The following is an 18,329-nucleotide window of genomic DNA, read 5'->3' on the forward strand; positions in this document are numbered from 1 at the left end:
ACAGGCCGGTTTCAGTCTTCAGGCTTGTAGTTGCCAATCACCAATTTGCTCAGATTGCCAGCCTTCAGCACGGTTGCCGGCAGTCCGCGCGGATCAAGAACGCCGCCGAATTCGACCCGGTTGTGCGCGTGGCACAACTGGTGGAATAGAAATGCCTTGTCGATGGCGTCGGTCTGGCCTTGGGAATCGATCGATGCATTGACCGATTCTTTCGCCATCTTGAGCGCGAACGCAGGTTTGGCGGCAATCTTTTCCGCCATGGCCATGGTGAAATCCTCAAGCTCTTCACGCGCGACCACGTGATTGACCATGCCGCTTTCCTTCGCTTCGGCAGCTGTCCAGCTATCGGCGGTGAACAGCATTTCCTTGGCCTTGCGCGCACCCAGTTCCCAGGTGTGAGCGAAGAATTCGACGCCGTTGGCGCCGATGTTGATCACCGGGTCAGAAAAGAACGCATCGGCAGACGCGATAATGATGTCGGACACCCAGGCCAGCATCAGGCCGCCACCGAAACAGGCCCCGCGCACTTCGGCGATCACGGGTTTCGGAATCGACCGCCAACGACGGCACGCATCGAGATAGACCTCGCGTTCCCATGCGTAGTAGCCGGCAACCGTGCCGGTATCGACATCGCCATACACGCCCATGGGCGGATTTGCCGCGACCACGGCATCGTGATCGTGATCCTTGAGGTCATGGCCCGTTGAGAAGTGCTTGCTGTCGCTGCCGATGATGATGACCTTGACGCTGTCATCATGCGCCGCCCGCATCAGCGCGGAATTGAGGTCATAAGTCATCTGGGTGTTCTGCGCGTTACCCTGACCAGGACGGTTCAGCACGATGCGTGCGATGCCTGGTTTTGGCGTCGTATAAAGAACGGTGGCGAGAGCTTCGGTCATGGACTGTCTTTCCGCGGAATATCGATGCACCTCGTCAGCCGGGATGCTAGACCGTCTATAACTGAATTATGATTCGTCAGTCAATTAATGTTCGCGCCTGGCTTGCGGCGGGGGCGATCACAAACCTTCGGAATCCAATTGCGTATTGACTTCTGATTCGCTAATCATATTTTGAATGACGACAGGCAGACTCCAGCTTGCGCACACTCTTGGAGCCGGGAGCGGATGACTTAAGCTATGCAAACCGACTTCCGCGATATCCTGCTTGATCTGCAATGCCGCGCCGACCCAGCGCTTGCCTTGCTGAAAGAGGAAGTGCGAAGTTTCTGCAAGACACGCCTGCCAGAGGATATCCGCAGCAAGGTTCTGCTTGGGGAGCATCTCTCGCGCGAGGATCACCTGCGCTGGCACGGCATTCTGGCCGAAGGCGGTTTGCTGGTGGCTCACTGGCCCGAAGAATGGGGCGGTCGCGGCTGGACGCGGTTGCAGCGCTGGGTTTTCGAGAATGAACTATACCGTGCGGGATCTCCCTGGCTTGTGCCCTTCGGCATCACTTATGTCGCACCGGTCATTTATACCTTCGGCAACGCGGCCCAGAAAGCACGTTGGCTTGGCCCTATAGCCCGCGCCGAAACCTGGTGGGCCCAGGGCTATTCGGAACCAGGCGCCGGATCTGACCTTGCCGCAGTCAGGACAACCGCTGTCCGTGACGGCGCGCACTATGTCGTCAATGGCCAGAAAACCTGGACCACAATGGCGCACTGGGCGAACTGGATGTTTGCCCTGGTGCGAACCGATTCGTCCGTCGCACCGCAGCGGGGTATCTCGTTCCTGCTGATTGACATGGCCAGCCCCGGCGTATCCGTGCGCCCGATCGGCACGATTGACGGCGAGCACCACATCAACGAGATTTTTCTCGAAGATGTCCGTGTACCCACTGAGAACCTGATCGGCGAAGAAGGTGGCGGATGGACCTACGCCAAGTTCCTGCTGGGAAATGAAAGGCTGCTTGCCGCCGAAGTTGGCAGGGCACAGCGCCTCATGGTCCAATTGCAGCATTTCCTGCAAACGCCCTTGCGCGACGGACGTGTTCTTGCGGCCGATCTTGGCTGGAAGCGGCGGTGTGCGGGTCTTGAAGCCAGAATTCTCGGGGTCGAAAGCCTCAGCTATGACCTGCTGGCACAGGCGCAATCCGGGAGGGATCCGGGTGCGCTGGCATCGGTACTCAAAGTCCTTGGGTCTGAGTTGATTCAGTCGATAACTTCGGCACAAGTCGATGCACTGGGCGCTGGAGGATTGGCGCACCATATTCCGGGAAGCAGCCTGCCCGCCGATCGATTGCCGCTGGGCGGTGCAGGAGCGATCGACGGACACCTGCATGATCGCGCAGCCACGATTTATGGCGGAAGCAGCGAGATTCAGCGCAACATCCTAGCCAAAGTCGTACTGGAACTTTGATGGAAGCCAGCGCAATCGATGATGGCATCCTCGCCAGCTTCGCAGATACCGTCCAGCGGTTTGCCGATGAGAGGCTGACGCTAGATCGCTGGCGGGAGCTGTCCGCTAGCGCTGTCGGCTTTTCCCGTGATGACTGGCATGAAATGGCGCTGCTCGGCTGGCACGCCCTGCCGCTGGATCCCGAACACAGCGGCTTCGGCGGAGGCGCGATTGGTGTAGCAATCATCATGGAGGCTGCTGGCCGCGGATTGATGCTGGAACCTTACCTTGCCAGCGTGATCCTGTCAGGAAGCTTGCTCGGTCAATGTGCTGATCCTGCCGCCAAATCGGACATGCTTCCACGGATCGCATCTGGCGAGACAGTCTTCGCGTTGGCTCACTTGGATGGATCATCAGTAGTGATGGCGAAGCTCGATGGTGCCGATTGGCGACTGAGCGGAGAAAAATTGTTCGTTCTTGGCGGAGACGTAGCTCAGCGATTGTTGGTCACTGCCGCAACCCCTGATGGATTGGCGCTGTTCCTTGTGGAAGCGAATGCACAAGGATTTAGCCGAACGCCATTTGCCCTTCTCGATGGGCGCCGGGCAGCGGATCTGCAACTAGACGGCGTAACTGCCAAGCGTCTGCAAATGGCAGACGTTGCTGCGTCGCTTAGCCGAATTGTGTGCCTTGGAACTATCGCCATCTGCTGCGAGGCGCTGGGGGTCATGACTGCGTTGAACCAGACGACATTGGAATATGTGAAGACGCGCAAGCAATTCGGCATGCCCATCGGCAAGTTCCAGGCTCTGCAGCACCGCCTCGTTGACATGCATGTCATTGAACAGGAAGCACGTGCCATCGTTCGTGCCGCGATATCTGCATATGATGGCAACCACAGCGGCACCGAACTGCTCACCTCGGCGGCCAAACTTCGCGTCAACGCCGCCGCCCAATTGGTTAGCGAAGGTGCGGTGCAACTGCATGGCGGGATCGGCGTGACGGATGAACTGATTGTCGGCCACTACTTCAAACGGCTTGCCACCATTCGTTCGATGTTTGGTGACAGCTATCATCATGCGGAGCGGCTTTCAATTTTGGCAGCACTTTAGGATGTGCAAGCATCATAGCTTGTTCAGCGCCGACAGATTTCAAATCTAGCGGACGCCTAAACCGCGACCTTAGTTCGGATTGGCTTTCCTAGCAGCATGCGTGAGGCAGCTGAGGCCACGCGGTCGTGGTCGTTCCGGGCAACTTCGGCAGCTTGCCGGACTGGCCACCGGTCCGCACGCGCGCGTCCTGAACGACTATGGGCAACCAATAACGTCGCTCTTTGCCGCCCACACCGAGACGGCAAGCATGATGGGTGGCCACTATCATGCGGGAGGCATCAACTTAAGGTCCGAAATTGTTCTCGGCTATCTCGCGGCATTAACGGCACTTAAGCTCAGAGTAGTTGAATCTGCGTAGGCAAGGCTTCTTTCCCGTCTTCGATCCAGCACCTGGTCAATTGACGCTAAAAAGCTTGTGTCTCGATTTGATGAACTACGCTCTTGAGGACATCCGAATATTCACCTTGGAAAACTTTATCGAGCACGTCGCCCCTTTGTGAAGGCACAGACAATAGCAACCAATCGAAGATAGAAGTGTAAAATCGAACCTGGCAGGCTTTCCCGAACCGCGTCGAATCGGCAGTTATTGCGTTGCGTCTGCTCGCGGACGCATGACCGGGATCCAGTGCGCATGTCCAGGCAACAAGCTAAAGGCACCGGTGCGCGTCCCAACACGTGCCTTCCAACTCCCGGTCATTTTACGCCTCCTATGGCATGTCTGATTATAATATAATTATAAAATGGTCGGTCCGAGCTCAGCGCGCCACCTTTGGACTGCGACTGATTGAGTCGCTTCGAAGTGTGAAGGAACTGAACCATGAAGGAACGTGAACTCCATGACGAAACCCTGATCGACCTGGGCCAGGCCTCGGTCGAGACCAAGGGGCAGGCGATCTTCGACATCGACGTGAGCGGCGGTCTGCTGCGCTACGTTGTCGGTGCCATCGAAGACTGACCGAAGGAGAACGCGCGTCCTCGGGCGCGCGTTCTCTCTCGCCAATCCGGGCCGGACGATGTTCAATCTCGATGAACTGGCATGGACCATAATCGATGGGACGGCAGTGTTCCTCGACATCGCGCAGGATCGCTATTTCCGGCTCCCGGATGCGTGCAACCGGGAGTTCGTCGCGGCTCAGGCGAGGCGGGATTTGGACTTTCCAGTACAGCCGATGTGCCTTCCTCGTCCTGCGACCTGGACCTTACCGGCGACAGTCTCTCCGGACATCGATCACGGTCCATTCCGGCTGGGAGAAATCGCCCGGGCCATCTGGATGCAGCGGCGGATCGAACGGCGGCTGGAATCCCGCTCATTTCACTCAGTGATCAATGAAGTACGACATGTCGTGGCTGATCGGGACTACTTCGAACTGGGGAGCAAGGGAGCACGCGTCGTCCGGGCTTTCGAGCAAGCAAGATTGCTGCGCTCGACCGCTGATCGCTGCCTGCCGCGGTCAATTGCGCTGGCGCTTTGCCTTGCCGCCAGGCAGTGCCGCGTCCACGTCGTCCTGGGCGTCAAGCTCGCGCCGTTTGCTGCCCATTGCTGGGTGCAGGACGGCGGAGCAGTGCTGAATGACAGCCTGGAAGAGGTGCAACGCTACTCGCCCATCCTCGTCGTATGACCTCACATCGGTTCCTGCTTGCAGTTCCGCGCCGGATGAAGCCGGGAAGCGGGCCTGATCTGGCAGCGTGCATCCACCCTGTTTCACAAATCATGGACGTGTGCGGCGAGGGACCTCGTATCTGGCTTGGTGATTGTTCGGAGGCTTTCGATCTCGATGCAGGCGTCTGGATTGCAGGTGCCATGTTCGATCGCAGCACGGCCGCGCCACTGAGGGCGTTGCCCGATCATGCCCCCGTTAATGGATCTCCTTTGCGCCTCGCCGAGTGGCTGGTGCGCGAGTGCTGGGGGGCTTACCTGGCAATCCTGCCTGATCCTCATTCCGGCGGTCTGTTCGTGTTCCCCGACCCTTCGGGGCTCTTGCAGGTGTTCCGGCTGGAAACGAGCAACCACATCATTGTGACTTCTGATCTTACCCTGCTGGCTGCGGCGGGTTTGGCTGTACCAGCGGTATCCTGGGCCGATCTGCATGCCTATTTGCGATGGCCAGAGCTGCGCCAGAGATCGACCTGCCTCGCGAAGGTGCGCGAACTCGAACCGGGAGTTCTGGTTTCGCTCGGGCACGAGCAAGCAGTGGTCAGGACGATCTGGTGCCCCGATATGTTTATGCCGTCACGAGAAGGCATGGCGTTCAATGACGCGGCAGAGGAATTGCGTGAGCTTGCTACGGCGGTCATCGGTGCATGGGCAGGTTTCTTCGGGAACACGGCTGTTGCCGCTTCGGGCGGTGTCGATTCATCCTTGATTTGCGCCGCGCTGGCGAGGGCTGGGCAAGCCTTCGGCTGCATCACCCTGTCGACAGCCGATCCCAGCGGGGACGAGCGGAGATTTGTGCATCGACTGGCCGAGCATCTGCATGTCCCTGCTGTCGCCAGCATCTATGATGCTGGCCTGGTCGACCTCGATCATCCTGCCTCTCATGGCTTGCCGCGTCCCCAGCGCAAGACCTTCCTGCAGGCGCTTGATCGTGCGCTCGGGCTTGCGGGCAACGAACTCGGTGCCCAGGTCATTTTCGATGGCAATGGCGGCGACAACCTCTTCTGCTTCCTGCATTCCTCAGCGGCAGTGGTGGACAGCCTGCGTTGCCGCGGGCCCGGCCGCGCGACGCTTGGCACATTCCTCGACATGTGCCGGTTGACCGGATGCGACACGGGATCAATGGCGCGCGCTGTCATGCGGCGAGCGCTGCGGCCACCGCCGACTGGCCTCTGGGCGCCGGATGAGCGCGTGCTGGCAGGCGGGAGCCTGCCTGGCTCGGAGGTCGTGCCACTGACCCCATGGTTTGACGCGGAGGTTGGCCGCCACCTTGGTAAGCGCGACCACCTTGCCCTGATCATGCGCTGCCAGAACCACTTGCACGGCCTTGCGCCTGCAAGCGTGCCGCGCCGCTTCTCGCCGTTGATGAGCCAGCCGCTTGTCGAGCTCTGCCTGTCCTATCCTACATGGCTCTGGTGCAAGGGCGGTATCAATCGTGCGGTGGCCCGTGCTGCCTTTGCGCAGGACCTGCCGCAAGACGTCGTATGGCGGACATCCAAATCGGGACCGGACAGCTTCATCCGCAAATTGTTTGACGACCGGCGATCCCAGATCCGTGACATGTTGCTGGGCGGACTTCTTGCCAGCCATGGCCTTGTCGACCGGGAGGCAACTGAGGCGGCCCTCGCCGTCGGTGTGGAGTCAGGTGATTCCATCATCTACCGATTGCTCGATCTTGCGGAAGCCGAAGCATGGGCCCGGTCATGGACCAGGTGAGGTGCCCGTCTCGCAGGTCAACGTCTCGGCAGGGGGCGCTCCCTTCATCGCCTTCCAACGCTGGTATTGTGCAAGCCTGTCACCTGCACAGTTCATGCGCCCCATGAGCCAGAACTGGAACCATTCTGTTGCCCGCTCATAGATGGCGAGCCGGTGCGCCGGCTGCCATTTGAAATGGCCTTCATGATCGAGGACATAGAGCTCGATGGGATTCTTCCGCAGGCGCCATGCTGCGACGACATCTAGCCCGATGGTATATTCGCTGTCACCGGTCTGGATCAGGATCGGCGTATCGATCCGGTCTGCATTCAGCACCAGCGACATCGGCTTCCAGAATTCCTCCGCGCCAGTCTCGAAGAAGCGGTAACCCATCTCGCGCCCGAATTGCTCGAAAGCCGGCCCCCCGAGCAAGGGGTAGGCCTGCAAGTCTTCACAGCACGCTCCAAGCGCGGCGACCTTGAACAGCGAACTGTTGATCAGGGCCCACTGGACGGTCGAGGTTCCGTCGCTGAACCCGCTGATGCCCATGCGATCAGGATCGACCGAGCCGGTCGCGATTGCCAGGTTTACCGCAGTCTCAAGCGACGATTGCACTGAGCGGCGATCGATCCAGTCCTTGCGGTTCGCTTTGCGCATCGCAAGTTCGCTCGGTGCCTCAAGGGCCGCGGGCACGAAGTCGGGCCGCGAAAAGCTCAGGACGGCAAAGCCCTTGCCGGCAAGCGCCTGGATCGGAAATTCGTCGTCGGTTCCGCCGCGCAGGAAACCGTCGCTGATATATTGCACGACCACCATTGCATGGCGCTCGCCTTGGCGATGGCCGGGAGGAAGAACGAGGTCAGCGTAGCTTTCGACCCCGTAGACATTGCGGAAGCGGAGGCGCTTCGCCGTGCCGAGCGCAAGCAGGCTGAACCCCGGATTGGGATCATGGATCAGCCGTTCGCGGCCAGTCTCCGGGTCGATTGCTACGAGACGGCGAGGCTGTACCGCGCCTTCGCGCGCGCAAAGGATCTCGCGCTCCGGTTTGGCGCAGCCGATCAGCGCGTCATCGGTCACCATGACCTGGCGCGGTGCGCGTTTTCCGACCCGCCAGGCAAGAAGGGCGGTCTGGCTTTTCGCCCAGCCTGTGCGCTGCAAGGCGTAGAGTGTCTGCCCGTCCTGCGACCACCAAAGCCGGGACACGCCCTCGCAGCGCTTTTCTGAGCAGATCCACCGGCGTCCAATGGCATCGGCTATGACCAGCTTAGAAGGGCTTAATAGTTGATCGGGATACTTGGCCTCACTCCAGGCGAGCGTCCCGGAAGGACTGGCGGCAAATCCGCGAGCCTTTGCTGGCAGGCCTGCGGGCCTTGTCGGAACGAGCCGGGCAATTTCGTCCGAACTTGCTGCGCGCGAGGCCCCGTCGGCAAGGTTCCAATGGACATATTCGAGGGGGATAGGCGCGGTTGGTAAGGGCTTCGCCGCGTATTGCGGAGAAAAGCGCTCGTCAAAGAGGTAACCGCCGCGCGCTTCTTTCGCGAAGGCTTCGGCCTGCCGGCGCAGCGCTGGCCGGGAGACGGCGATGAGGCCGTTTCCGTCCTGCGTCCAGGCAAAGTCCACGACATCGTCGGGCAGGCTGGTCACCTGGTGTGCGCCTGCCGTGTTCTTCGAATTCACCAGCCAGACCTGCGTCTTGCCGGACTGGCGTTTGAGATAGGCAATGCGCGTCCCGTCCGGCGACCAGCGCGGGGTGATCACCTTGGCATAGCCGGCTTCGACGGCTGTGAAATTGCGCAGGACAAAGGTGTCACGAATGAACTCGCCGCCCCGGTCGACCTCGCGCGGGGCTCCCGGGCCGCGGAGCGGCTTCACCAACAGCCGTTGGCAAAACGCGTTGGCATCGGGATTGCCGCGCCGCACCAGGAAGGCGATCTCCTTGCCATCAGGTGAGACCCCGAAGGGACTGGGGGCCTCGTTGGGATCCGAACGACCGATGTCGGTCAGCTCGGCAAGATCTCGGCTGCTGACCGGGCGAAGGCCGCCCGGTTCCGGTTTCACATCGAACCGCGCGCATGGATCTGCGCCCGCGATTGGTTGAACCACGACGGGCAGGGTCGCCTGAGACAGAACGACAGCGAGGGCGAGGCCCATTACCAGTGCCTCGAGATGCCGACCGCAATAAAGCGACCGACTGACGAGAAATTGGTGGAATCATAGGGGGTGTCGGTCGGTCCCGTCGTCTGGATGACCTTGGGCTTGGCATTGAACAGGTTGGTCACACTGAGCGAGACAGCGAATGCTGGCTCTTCGCCGCTGCCCTTCAAGACTTTGTACCGCGCCGACAGATCAATCGTGGCGCTTGGATTCAATCTGCGGGCGGTAGCAAACCGCCGATCTGCCAGCGCGCCGATATAGTTGAGCGAGCCTGAGACCTGCAGCCGTTCGGTCTGGTAGGTCGCACTGCCCCGCATGCGGACCTTGGGCGGATTGAACACAGTTCCGGCCAGCTGGACTTCGGGCAGGCTGCTGGTGAGTTGCTGATCGCTTTCGAGCCAGGTCCCCGCCAGGTCGAAGGAAAGCTTGCGGCCCTCGCCAAGCTCCCTGTTCCAACCGAGCTGGACATCGATCCCGTGGATCGCCTGTGCCGCGACATTGATGTTCCGGTTGTCGACCAGCGCCACGACTGCCGCCGGATTATAGGCGCCCCCGGTGAAGTTCTGCAGCCCGAGTTGCGCGCCGGCGATCAGGCCAGTCAGTTCCGTGACGGAGGGTGAGAAGTCGAGCAGGCTGGCATAGCCCGGATCACGGAATGCTGCCGCGATCGAGCCGGCGATCGGCTGCAGCACCCGGTCCCGGTAGCGGATATCGAACCAGGTCGCGCTCAATTTCAGTCCGGGAAGCGATGCGGGATGCAGGTCGAAGCCTGCCGTCCAGCTTCGCGCGCGTTCAGGCTTGAGGTCGGGATTGCCGCCGCTCGCGTACATCACCGTGCCGCTCGCCGGCGTCACGCCAAAGGCAGCCGCAGGCAGAAGGTAGGTCTGGTACCCGACGTACTGCTGATAGAGCGTCGGTGCCTTGAACGAGCGCGACCAGGTTCCGCGCAATGTCAGACCGGAGGTCGGCGCATAGACCAGCCCCAGGCGCGGCGTCGCGAGCTGCGCCATGCCGGGATAGTCCTCATAGCGCAGCGCTGCCGACAGGTTCAGCCGATCGATCCCGCGCAGATCGTTCTCAAGCGCAACGAACGGCAGATTGATCTCGCCATAGGCAAAGTGGCTTCGCCGGCTGACATCGAAGGAGCCGCTGGCCGCCCCATTGACGAACCGGGTATAGGCCATGCCATTGCTGCGGTAGCCTGCCCCGAAGGCCACCCGGGCATCACCGCCCGCGAGCGCAAACAGCGGGCCTTCAGCGCCGATCTCGGCCGAGGTGGAGCGATTGCAGAAGCAGCCGCTGGTCACGCTGGCACTGCCACCTGCCGGCGTAAACGTCGTGGCATAATGCGTGCGGTCGCGGCCAAGCGCTCCCTGGACCTTGATCGACCAGTCACCAGACAGGGGGACCTCGAGCGATGGCGCCAGGGTCATCGATTCGACGTGGGGCTGGAACAGGTAGCGCGCTGCAGCCGTGCCGCCGACCGTCTCCGAATCCCGCCTCGAGAACAGGGCATCGACGCTGGCGGTGATGCCGCCGCCCAGATCCTGGTGCGCGCTGAGGATCGCCGCATGGCGGCGCTGCGCAGGATAGAGCGAATTGGCCGGATCGAGCGAAGCCGCATAGCTGCGCTGTCCGGCAGCAATCGCGGAATTGTGGGCAAAATCGTATGCGACCATGAAGCCGCCGCCTGACCATTTGCTGCCGGCAACCAGATCGGCCTGTTGCTGGAAGTTGCCGCCGTCGGTGCTTGCCCCCAGCCGCGCCGAAGTTGTCACGCCCTGGTAGTCACGCCGCAGCATGACGTTGACCACCCCCGCGACCGCGTCCGACCCGTAGAGCGCCGAGGCACCATCGGGCAGGACTTCGATGCGGTCGAGTGCAGCCAGCGGAATGGCCGAGATGTCGACCCCGCCGAACGCCCCGTCATAGGGCAGCCGGTGTCCGTTGAGCAGCGTCAGGCTGGCATCGGGACCAAGTCCGCGCAAGTTGACGCTCGACGCCGAATTGACGTTGCTGTTGACGAGACCCGCGCCTGTGCCGATCCCCGGGTTCTGCCCGCCGCCAAAGTTCTGCGGAAGGGACCTCATGGCTTCGCCAAGATCGACCTGGCCCGCCGAAACGATCGTATCACGCGACAGTGTCGTGACCTCGCTGGCAATTGGTGCTCCGCGAATGCGCGAGCCGGTCACTACGATGTCTGCCTCTTCGCGGGATCTTTCTTCGCTCGTTGTGTCCTGGTCCGGCGATGGGACAGGCGCAGAAGTGCCGGTGCTTTCGCGGGCAGCACCCGGCTGCGATGAAAATGCGATTGCGGCTCCGGCAAGAAGGGCGGGTACGGTTCGAAGGCGTAGCGACATGGTGAGCTCCCTGTTCGATTGGGGGCCAGGCCTCATCGGGCTTGGCCTCTGCAGGGAATTGACGCACGATTTGGCGGGTACCTTAGTTTCAAAAGAGATTATTTTTCAGATCTGATGGAAATGCAGGATTTGAGCAGGTTTCTCGAACCACACGGCTCCAATCCAGCGGGTTCACCGCGAAGCATCGATGGCGTGCCTGATGCACGCGAGCGCCTTCATCATGTGGTATTCAACCGTGGCAATCGAGATGCCGAGCTCGCGCCGGATCTCGTGGTAAGTCTTTTCTTCACTGCGGTTCATGATGAAGATCTGGCGTGTGCGAATGGGCAGGCTGGTCAGGGCCATTTCATAGGCCGCCTGGAGATCGTCGGCCTCGATTCCATATTCCTGCTCGGCCGCGACTGGAGCATCGTGCGCCTCGATCAGGGACAGGGGCTCATACCGGCATCGCATCCTGCGGGACCGATCAATCAACATGTTGCGGGCAATGCTATAGAGGTAGCCAGCCGGATTGATGAGCTGATGCAACTGATTGCTGGCCGCTGCACGCAGGAAGACCTCCTGGGCAAGGTCAGGTGCAGCATCGCGGCCGGCGCTGCGGCGCAGGTAGCGGATCAGGCCGGCGCGTTCCTGGTGATAGATGACCTCGAGCAACCGGCTCGCAGCAGAGTTGGGGTTTTCGGGTCGATTGGGCGTAGGTGCCCTTGGTGACCCGGTTGCGAGCGGGTTCGCCAGTTCGGGAAGAGTTGCCAAGCAAGGACCTGCACAGGCACAGCCATATCCGCTCCGCTGGACCGCGAAGAGGCTCGACTTCCAGTGCTATGCCGCCGTCAGAACATGAAGTCCTTCACCGGAACGGCCGCCTGTCCGCTTGATGGACGGGCGTGCTTGATGCCTGGCGGAATTATCCACGCGGGTCTTTGCCAGTTTGTCTGCCGCGCAATATTATTCTGCCAGTGAGTTGGAATCTTCGCAAGGGACCGGCTTGGTGAAAGTGCGTTGTTAGCGCCAAATTGGCTCAATCTGCTGCCTGTCCCAGCGTTCGAATATACTGCGAGGCTGCCTGTTTGCGCCTTTCGTGGTACGCGATTAGCCTGTGCCGCAAGGCGTCCTTGTCAGAACCCTCCTGGAAATCGGCCGCGATCTGCTGGATCTCAATATCACAATCACCAAAGAAGCCCGGGTCAAGGCATCGTGCCGCGTGCAGGCGGTCATTGAGCGCGGCGACCGTCTCCCTGAGGACGGCATTGCCCGCGACCTTGGCAATGGTGTCGAAAAGCGCGGCAACATGTTCGGCGTGCTTTTCACTGGACGTTTCGCTCGGGCCGGGCTGCCGACCGGGGCCGGAAACATGAATAGCAAAGACCAGGAGCGCGGCGTTGAATTCGAAGAGGTCGCGCAGCACTCCCTCATTGAGATAAGCAACCCGGAACCCTTCTCCCGGGCGCAACTCAACCAGTCGCTCGCCGACAAGCCTGTTAAGGCAGTCCCTTACGGGCGTCATGCTGACACCGAGCTCATCGGCGAGGCGGGCGGCCTCGAGGCGATGCCCAAGCGGCCATACCCCTTCGAGCAATCTTTGCTTGAGCTTGCGGTAGGTTGGCTCGACGACGTGGGAAGGGCTCATGACCGATCCTGAGATCCTTGCGCAAAGGCAGCGACCGCAGCTTCCTGGTCGGGACGCAAGGCATCGGTGGCGCGAGGAAACTCAGGCACATCGCCTGCGAGCAGGATCGACGGGCATTGCCCCTCGTAATTGCCGAGATTTGGTCGATGGAGCGAATAGCCGACCAGACTTGCCAGTTCCGGGGAGAATTGCCTGGCGACCTCAGGAGGATAGGCCAGCCACGGGTTCTCATAAGGCTTGAGCCAGCCGAGACTGTAGCCAATCACGACGCCGCGGCGCACATTGGGCGACAGATTGGCGCCGGCGCCGTGAACGGTCGAGCCCAGGAAACAGATGGCTGACCCGGCTTCGCATTCGGTGACTATCGGTTCGGGCAGGTCTTCCAATGATTCAAGCTGACCGCGATGCGTACCGGGATAGATCCGCGTTGCGCCATTCAGCGCGGTAAAATCGGAGATCGGCCACATGACATTGACCAGGTATTCGTGATGCCCTTTTACGCCCGCCCACATGTCATGGTCACAGTGCGGAAACTGCTCGATCTCGCCCGGATGGATCTCGATCGCCTGGGCAACGTTGAGCTGCACGCGCTCGCATGCCGCGCCAAGCACATCCTCCACGATTGCAAGGATGGTCGGATGGAGGACGAGCTTTGCAGCGATGGGCGAGCGGCGCAGCAAGCTGCCTATCCGCTTCGTGCTGAACCCGTAGAAGTATCCCTGGCCCATTGGGGTTTGCCTGAACACCGGATCGAGGTCGGCATCGAGCCGGGCCAGATCCTGTGGAGGTAGAAGATCCGGGATGACGCAGAAGCCCCGATCAAGCAGTTCCGTTGTATAGCTGGCTGCACCGGTCATTGCAGGCCTCCTTTTGCGGGAAGCCGGCAGGTCAGGAGACTGTTGATACCGGTGCGGGAAAGATCTTCCGGTGTCCTTGCATCGATCCTGATATGCAGGCCAACCAGAAGATCGCCGCCTACCTGCCTCGGCTGCCCCAGCGCCCTGCAGTCCCAGCCAAAGGCCTCGATCTGCTTGAACCAGGAAAGCCCGGCAACGCCGGTGTAATCAGTGATACCCGAGCGCAGTGCATGCTCGACCAGCGCGGTGACGAGCTGGTTGCGTGCCTGGCGCCGGTCCCTTGTGGCAAGTGTGGGTTCAATACAGAAACGGGTGATTTCCCGCGTTGTCGGCCCATGCGGCACAGGCCCCTCACACAGGAACGGGTAGAGATCAGCCAGGATATGGGGGCCCTCGGTCCGCAGCAGCCGGGTTGAAGCGCGGTGTGCAGCGAGATCGTCGACGAGCACGAGATATTCCGCCTCGTCAGTATCAAACTGGTCGATCTCATATCGATCGGCGAGTACCGGCACATCCCACTTGAGGAGGTCGACAAACACGCGCTTGCGCGCCTCGAACATGGCCCGAAGCGCCGGATTTTCCTGAGACGCAATAACTGGAATGAGATCGGAATGCATGCTGGCTACCCCGCCAAGTTTGACATGGTGAGCTATTCAGCAGGGCAGGGCCGAGGGCGACATACCAAGAACTGGGTAGGTATGGCTGGCGAGCGATGGGTGTTTTTCGGTGGCCACGTGGTTACGGAGGAAGGCACCGACCGGCTGCCATTCGCCTCAGAAGCCGAATGGCAAGAAGGGGTGCGAGATTGGCGGATCAGGCTCTTCCTCTCCACCTGAAGATGTCGTCAAAGCCGATCAGGCCATCGTACAATGCACACAAGATCAGCGACTGACGGCAGTGAACGTCGTAGCGCTCTCGCGCGACCTTCAGGTGCTGAACGACGGTTTCCGCGCTGATCCCGAGGATAATGGCAGATTCTACAGCGGTTTTTCCCCGCGCGGCCCAGAGCAGGCATTCTCGTTGCCGGTCGCTCAGCACTGCGTTGCTTGCTTCCCGCATGGCACCCGAGAGCCGCCACGCGGATGTCAGCGCGAGCGCCCCGACAATTTCCGCATCATAAAGCCTTGGCTTCGGCAAACATTCCTTGGACCGCACGACAAAGGAGCAGGTGCCCCGTGCTTCGCCGGGCAAGTGCCGAGGTACAGTGTACCCATCGCCGATCCCGCATTCCTCACCAACAGCGAGCATCTGCCGATCGCCGCGTGTCATCGGGATGAGCCTGTCGATAAGACCCCATTCAAAGCCGGTAAACGACTTGTCGCAGGCTCGGCGAACCGGATCCTGTCCGGCAAGGTCAAAAGCCACGTAGACCTTCGCCCATTCGTCGGGATAGTCGTGAAGTAGAACGCCGGGTGATTGCGTTTTGCCTGAACGTGAATCCAGGCTCAACGCATAGTGATCGAAGCCCAGCCGGCGCGAGGCGCGAGCCAGGGTTGCGTTGAGCGCAATCTCCGATTCAACTTCTAAAAGTTCTGACGCAATATCCTCGGTAACAGCGAAGCTCATTGATTGACCACGCGATCATCGGTGAGTTGCCCAACATCTCACCTTTATGATCGTCCAGTCTGTTCCGAAATCAGCGGCTTCCATCCGTGCTTCCGGGCATTTTCCATTCTCGCAGCAAGGTCCAATTCGGGCCAGCTCCAGGCAATTTGGCTTAACGCGAATGGTCAGGGCGGCATGGCGTATTGAATTGGCTTAGCCTCCTGGCACAATTCAAGTTTTCCATACTGTTAAACGACGGTGTTTCCAATAGGCACATTTCCGGAGATATGGTATATTTCGACTTAATTTCAACATTTTCGTTACCGACACTCACCCTTGAGCAAGGCGCGATAGCCGCCATTCACCAGCGATTTTGCTTCATTGATGAGACGCTGCGTCCGCCGTCTTTCTGAGGACGTCTTCCACTCGGCGGCGCTAGCAAACTTTGTGCGGGGATAAACGATCAATTGGCTGACTTCCCGGATCGGATTGGGATAGCCGGCATTGTCCGCGAGGTAATCGAGAATTCTGAGCATGAGCTTCAGTCTGCTGCGCTGAAATGGCGTCGGGAACAGGCAGTTGGGACCGGGATATGAAGGCGAGTCCTGTAATGAATGGTGAAGCCATTGCAGCGCAGCGATGCGGACAGCGATCAGGTCATCGGTTTGAATGACGCAGTTCAATCCGGCATCCGGTGGGGAATTGTCGAGGCACAGCCGCAAAGGACCTTGCGGCGTAGCGAGCACGAGGTGGCGCAGCCCGTCGATTGTCTGATCCAGCAGCGCCGCGCGGCCAGCTATGATCTGGTCAAGCTTCAATGCCGCAGCTCCAGGAGATGCCTGCTCAAGGATGATCGTTGCAGGCGACAATTCCGTGCACCAAGCCGCGGGGGCCAAATCAGCCGGTGTGTCTGGCTGGCAAGGGAAACATCAGGCCCCAGGATCGGGCCATCTCCTTTGCTTCCATGGACAGTGTGTCGCTCGTTATCGCTTCAGAGATCCTGGCATATTGCGCCCGGTATTCCTGGTTCCGTCGCAGGAACTCCTGCGCGAAGCCGGTGAAATCCAGCACCGGTAGCCTTTGCTTTGCTTCAGACCCCGACGACACTTGCTTCCCTCCGGCACATGCGGAGGTTGTTGAGGATCAGGTCGGTTGCTCACATTCCGGACCTTGGGGAGGGGACTGCCCAGATATTGGCAGATTTCGAGCCTGAGACTGTGGCTTGAAAAGGAACAAGTAGGGTTTTGCTTTCGGCCGCCGGTATTCTTGCCCCGTGGGCGTCCTGAAATCTGATCGCACAACCGGAATAGTGACGTTCCGATATCGGCTTGATTACGCCTTATCGCGCCGGCCCTCACCTCGTAGGATGATGACAACTTTGGGCCATTGCGCCTCAGATCTTCGTCGATTCAGCAGACGATGCCATGTGTACGGCCCGTCACCGGTCCTAACCGTGCCAGTGACGCCCAGATCCATGGTCCAGCCCTAATCCAGCTTGCGGTCGAGGATCGGTTCCATTTTGGCCAGGGCGATATGGTCTGGAGCGGGATCGGCCCCTGCTATAATCAGGCATTGGCGCAAGAATCGCCGGTGAAACAGGCGGGTGAGGGCTGCATCCTGTTCGATACCGACGGCGGTGATGAAGTGGATGAGGTCGGAATCGGCTTCCATCACATTGGCGGGATTGGTGCCCGTCAGGGCTGCCGTTTCAGCGATGTCCGCCGCTTCGCACCACTGGCGGTAGTGGCCGCGATTCTTCAGATAGTGCGGAATGGAAGCCAGCACATTGCGTTGCCAATCCGGCAGGGCATCGGTTGCTGGCAGGCGGCCCAGTTCGGCGATCAATTTGCCCAGGGCGAGGTCTTCTAGCGGGGTCGTTTCGGGCGCTGGCAAATCGATGTCGTCCAGTTCCAGGCCGATGATCTCGGCAAGCGCTTCCACGGCGCGGCGGCCGATAACGGCGATTTGGACCATGCTCTCCACCCAGTCACCGCCGCGGCCCATATCATGCAAGCCGAAGAAGGGGCCGTAATAGGCCTCGCACAAAAAGGCGACGGTGTGGAAGGCGATGGCATCGTAATCGAGTGGCTTGCCCGATGCCTGTTCGTAATGGCGGAAGAGGGCTGGCACATCGCCCATGTTCTCGATGGGGTGACGCCCGCGATAACAGGCCAGATCCCGCATCGGATCTCCGAGATGGCCAATCTCCACATCGAGGATGCAGGTGACCTCCGGCCCGTCCGAGAGGAACTGGCCGCAATCGCCGGTGAGGAACGACACGCGTGAGCGGCCTTGCGGATAGTTGCGCCGCAGCCAGCCGGCAAAGAAGTGGATGAAGGGATCGCTGATACCGTTCATCCCGGTCATCGCGTGGAACAACTCAAAATTTCCGAGCGCAATCGCCTTGTCATCTGCCGGCATCAGGGCACCGGCGGCGACGAACCGTTCGGGCGGGATGGCATGCATCCGGGCCAGGATTTCCATGTAACTGAGCGAGGCCTGCCAGCGGTCCTCAGTCATTTCCGAGCCCTGTTCGATGGCTTGCTGGATCAGCCCCGGATCGCGTCCGCCGCGGACCCATTCCATCGCGATGGCCGCAGGCTCAGGGCAATAGCCAAGGATCGCCGGGATGGGCACGCCATTTTCATGCAGGGTGCGCTGCATGTCCCTTTCGTAATCCAGCGGATAAGGGTGGGTCAGCCATGTTCGCTCACCTTTGAGCAGCATTTCGACCGGTTGGCCGTTCTGCATCATCGTTGCTCGCCAAACCGGTCGCCAGCGCCGTTCCTTGTGCAGTTCGATCTGCGAGGCGCCCAGTTCCGATTCAAGATAGGCAGTCAGCTGCGCGACATCGGCATCATGCGTATCCTGATCGCGCGGGGTGGTTCCCTGAGGCTTGAACACGGCAGTCTCCCAGTCTGGCTATCGGCCGCTCACGCGCTGCAAGGCGGCGGTCATTGCCTGAGCTTTGCCGTGTCGTCGCAGTGGGCAG

General features: G+C 60.5%; 18 protein-coding genes. 6 read left to right on the forward strand and 12 right to left on the reverse strand.

Annotated features, from left to right (window positions below):
* Positions 1-11: 11 nt before the first annotated feature.
* Together RMO89_RS03700 and RMO89_RS03705 are read right to left on the reverse strand one after the other, a co-directional pair.
* Entirely contained in the window at positions 12-899 is an 888-nt protein-coding gene (locus tag RMO89_RS03700) for an enoyl-CoA hydratase (protein ID WP_310531289.1), read from the reverse strand.
* A gap of 117 nt (positions 900-1,016) precedes the next feature.
* Entirely contained in the window at positions 1,017-1,346 is a 330-nt protein-coding gene (locus tag RMO89_RS03705; protein ID WP_310531417.1) for a hypothetical protein, read from the reverse strand.
* On the opposite strand from RMO89_RS03705, the gene RMO89_RS03710 reads away from it, so the two are divergent.
* The 6 genes from RMO89_RS03710 to RMO89_RS03730 all read left to right on the forward strand — a co-directional run bounded on the left by RMO89_RS03710 (position 1,251) and on the right by RMO89_RS03730 (position 6,818).
* Positions 1,251-2,357: an acyl-CoA dehydrogenase family protein gene (locus tag RMO89_RS03710; RefSeq protein ID WP_310531416.1), complete on the forward strand. Its 1,107-nt coding sequence runs from the start codon at positions 1,251-1,253 to the stop codon at positions 2,355-2,357. The two genes, RMO89_RS03705 and RMO89_RS03710, sit on opposite strands and share 96 nt — an antisense overlap.
* Complete coding sequence (locus RMO89_RS03715) at positions 2,357-3,448, forward strand: acyl-CoA dehydrogenase family protein (protein ID WP_310531290.1); 1,092 nt, start codon at positions 2,357-2,359, stop codon at positions 3,446-3,448. The genes RMO89_RS03710 and RMO89_RS03715 overlap by 1 nt, the downstream gene beginning before the upstream one ends.
* 100 nt (positions 3,449-3,548) lie before the next feature.
* Entirely contained in the window at positions 3,549-3,806 is a 258-nt protein-coding gene (locus RMO89_RS20460; protein WP_409035509.1) for an FAD-binding protein, read from the forward strand.
* 459 nt (positions 3,807-4,265) lie between these two features.
* On the forward strand, positions 4,266-4,403 hold the full coding sequence (locus tag RMO89_RS03720) for a benenodin family lasso peptide (RefSeq protein ID WP_310531291.1): 138 nt from the start codon (positions 4,266-4,268) through the stop codon (positions 4,401-4,403).
* Positions 4,404-4,461: 58 nt separating this feature from the next.
* Positions 4,462-5,067 carry a lasso peptide biosynthesis B2 protein gene (locus RMO89_RS03725; protein ID WP_310531292.1) on the forward strand — a complete coding sequence of 202 codons (606 nt, stop codon included), beginning with the start codon at positions 4,462-4,464 and terminating at the stop codon, positions 5,065-5,067.
* Between the two features lie 182 nt (positions 5,068-5,249).
* The gene (locus tag RMO89_RS03730; RefSeq protein WP_310531293.1) at positions 5,250-6,818 is read left to right on the forward strand and encodes an asparagine synthase C-terminal domain-containing protein; all 1,569 of its coding nucleotides are present in this window, start codon (positions 5,250-5,252) and stop codon (positions 6,816-6,818) included.
* Here the strand turns inward: RMO89_RS03730 and RMO89_RS03735 are convergent.
* The 10 genes from RMO89_RS03735 to RMO89_RS03780 form a co-directional block, all read right to left on the reverse strand.
* Entirely contained in the window at positions 6,804-8,945 is a 2,142-nt protein-coding gene (locus RMO89_RS03735) for an Atxe2 family lasso peptide isopeptidase (RefSeq protein WP_310531294.1), read from the reverse strand. The genes RMO89_RS03730 and RMO89_RS03735 overlap by 15 nt on opposite strands.
* Entirely contained in the window at positions 8,945-11,308 is a 2,364-nt protein-coding gene (locus RMO89_RS03740) for a TonB-dependent receptor (RefSeq protein WP_310531295.1), read from the reverse strand. Before RMO89_RS03740 ends, RMO89_RS03735 begins: the two co-directional genes overlap by 1 nt.
* Positions 11,309-11,479: 171 nt before the next feature.
* The gene (locus tag RMO89_RS03745; protein ID WP_310531296.1) at positions 11,480-11,962 is read right to left on the reverse strand and encodes a sigma-70 family RNA polymerase sigma factor; all 483 of its coding nucleotides are present in this window, start codon (positions 11,960-11,962) and stop codon (positions 11,480-11,482) included.
* A gap of 364 nt (positions 11,963-12,326) precedes the next feature.
* The gene (locus tag RMO89_RS03750; protein WP_310531297.1) at positions 12,327-12,935 is read right to left on the reverse strand and encodes a GntR family transcriptional regulator; all 609 of its coding nucleotides are present in this window, start codon (positions 12,933-12,935) and stop codon (positions 12,327-12,329) included.
* Positions 12,932-13,792: a phytanoyl-CoA dioxygenase family protein gene (locus RMO89_RS03755; protein ID WP_310531298.1), complete on the reverse strand. Its 861-nt coding sequence runs from the start codon at positions 13,790-13,792 to the stop codon at positions 12,932-12,934. The genes RMO89_RS03750 and RMO89_RS03755 overlap by 4 nt, the downstream gene beginning before the upstream one ends.
* Entirely contained in the window at positions 13,789-14,409 is a 621-nt protein-coding gene (locus RMO89_RS03760; RefSeq protein WP_310531299.1) for an acyl-homoserine-lactone synthase, read from the reverse strand. Before RMO89_RS03760 ends, RMO89_RS03755 begins: the two co-directional genes overlap by 4 nt.
* A gap of 196 nt (positions 14,410-14,605) precedes the next feature.
* On the reverse strand, positions 14,606-15,358 hold the full coding sequence (locus RMO89_RS03765) for a LuxR family transcriptional regulator (protein WP_310531301.1): 753 nt from the start codon (positions 15,356-15,358) through the stop codon (positions 14,606-14,608).
* A 299-nt stretch (positions 15,359-15,657) separates the two neighbouring features.
* Positions 15,658-16,155 (reverse strand): DUF2285 domain-containing protein, encoded by a 498-nt coding sequence (locus RMO89_RS03770; protein WP_310531302.1) that lies wholly within the window; start codon positions 16,153-16,155, stop codon positions 15,658-15,660.
* Positions 16,156-16,234: 79 nt separating this feature from the next.
* A complete protein-coding gene (locus RMO89_RS03775) occupies positions 16,235-16,444 on the reverse strand; it encodes a transcriptional regulator domain-containing protein (RefSeq protein ID WP_264415299.1) in 210 nt (69 codons plus the stop codon).
* A gap of 378 nt (positions 16,445-16,822) precedes the next feature.
* Positions 16,823-18,241 carry a phosphotransferase gene (locus tag RMO89_RS03780; protein WP_310531303.1) on the reverse strand — a complete coding sequence of 473 codons (1,419 nt, stop codon included), beginning with the start codon at positions 18,239-18,241 and terminating at the stop codon, positions 16,823-16,825.
* Positions 18,242-18,329: the final 88 nt, after the last annotated feature.

The organism is Novosphingobium sp., assembly GCF_031424035.1.
Classification (GTDB): Bacteria; Pseudomonadota; Alphaproteobacteria; order Sphingomonadales; family Sphingomonadaceae; genus Novosphingobium.

Bases quoted from the DNA above. Each gene is read 5' to 3' on its own strand.
- RMO89_RS03700 (WP_310531289.1), bottom strand. From the start codon at position 899: ATGACCGAAGCTCTCGCCACCGTTCTTTATACGACGCCAAAACCAGGC.
- RMO89_RS03715 (WP_310531290.1), top strand. From the start codon at position 2,357: ATGGAAGCCAGCGCAATCGATGATGGCATCCTCGCCAGCTTCGCAGAT.
- RMO89_RS03720 (WP_310531291.1), top strand. From the start codon at position 4,266: ATGAAGGAACGTGAACTCCATGACGAAACCCTGATCGACCTGGGCCAG.
- RMO89_RS03725 (WP_310531292.1), top strand. From the start codon at position 4,462: ATGTTCAATCTCGATGAACTGGCATGGACCATAATCGATGGGACGGCA.
- RMO89_RS03730 (WP_310531293.1), top strand. From the start codon at position 5,250: ATGTTCGATCGCAGCACGGCCGCGCCACTGAGGGCGTTGCCCGATCAT.
- RMO89_RS03735 (WP_310531294.1), bottom strand. From the start codon at position 8,945: ATGGGCCTCGCCCTCGCTGTCGTTCTGTCTCAGGCGACCCTGCCCGTC.
- RMO89_RS03740 (WP_310531295.1), bottom strand. From the start codon at position 11,308: ATGTCGCTACGCCTTCGAACCGTACCCGCCCTTCTTGCCGGAGCCGCA.
- RMO89_RS03750 (WP_310531297.1), bottom strand. From the start codon at position 12,935: ATGAGCCCTTCCCACGTCGTCGAGCCAACCTACCGCAAGCTCAAGCAA.
- RMO89_RS03755 (WP_310531298.1), bottom strand. From the start codon at position 13,792: ATGACCGGTGCAGCCAGCTATACAACGGAACTGCTTGATCGGGGCTTC.
- RMO89_RS03760 (WP_310531299.1), bottom strand. From the start codon at position 14,409: ATGCATTCCGATCTCATTCCAGTTATTGCGTCTCAGGAAAATCCGGCG.
- RMO89_RS03765 (WP_310531301.1), bottom strand. From the start codon at position 15,358: ATGAGCTTCGCTGTTACCGAGGATATTGCGTCAGAACTTTTAGAAGTT.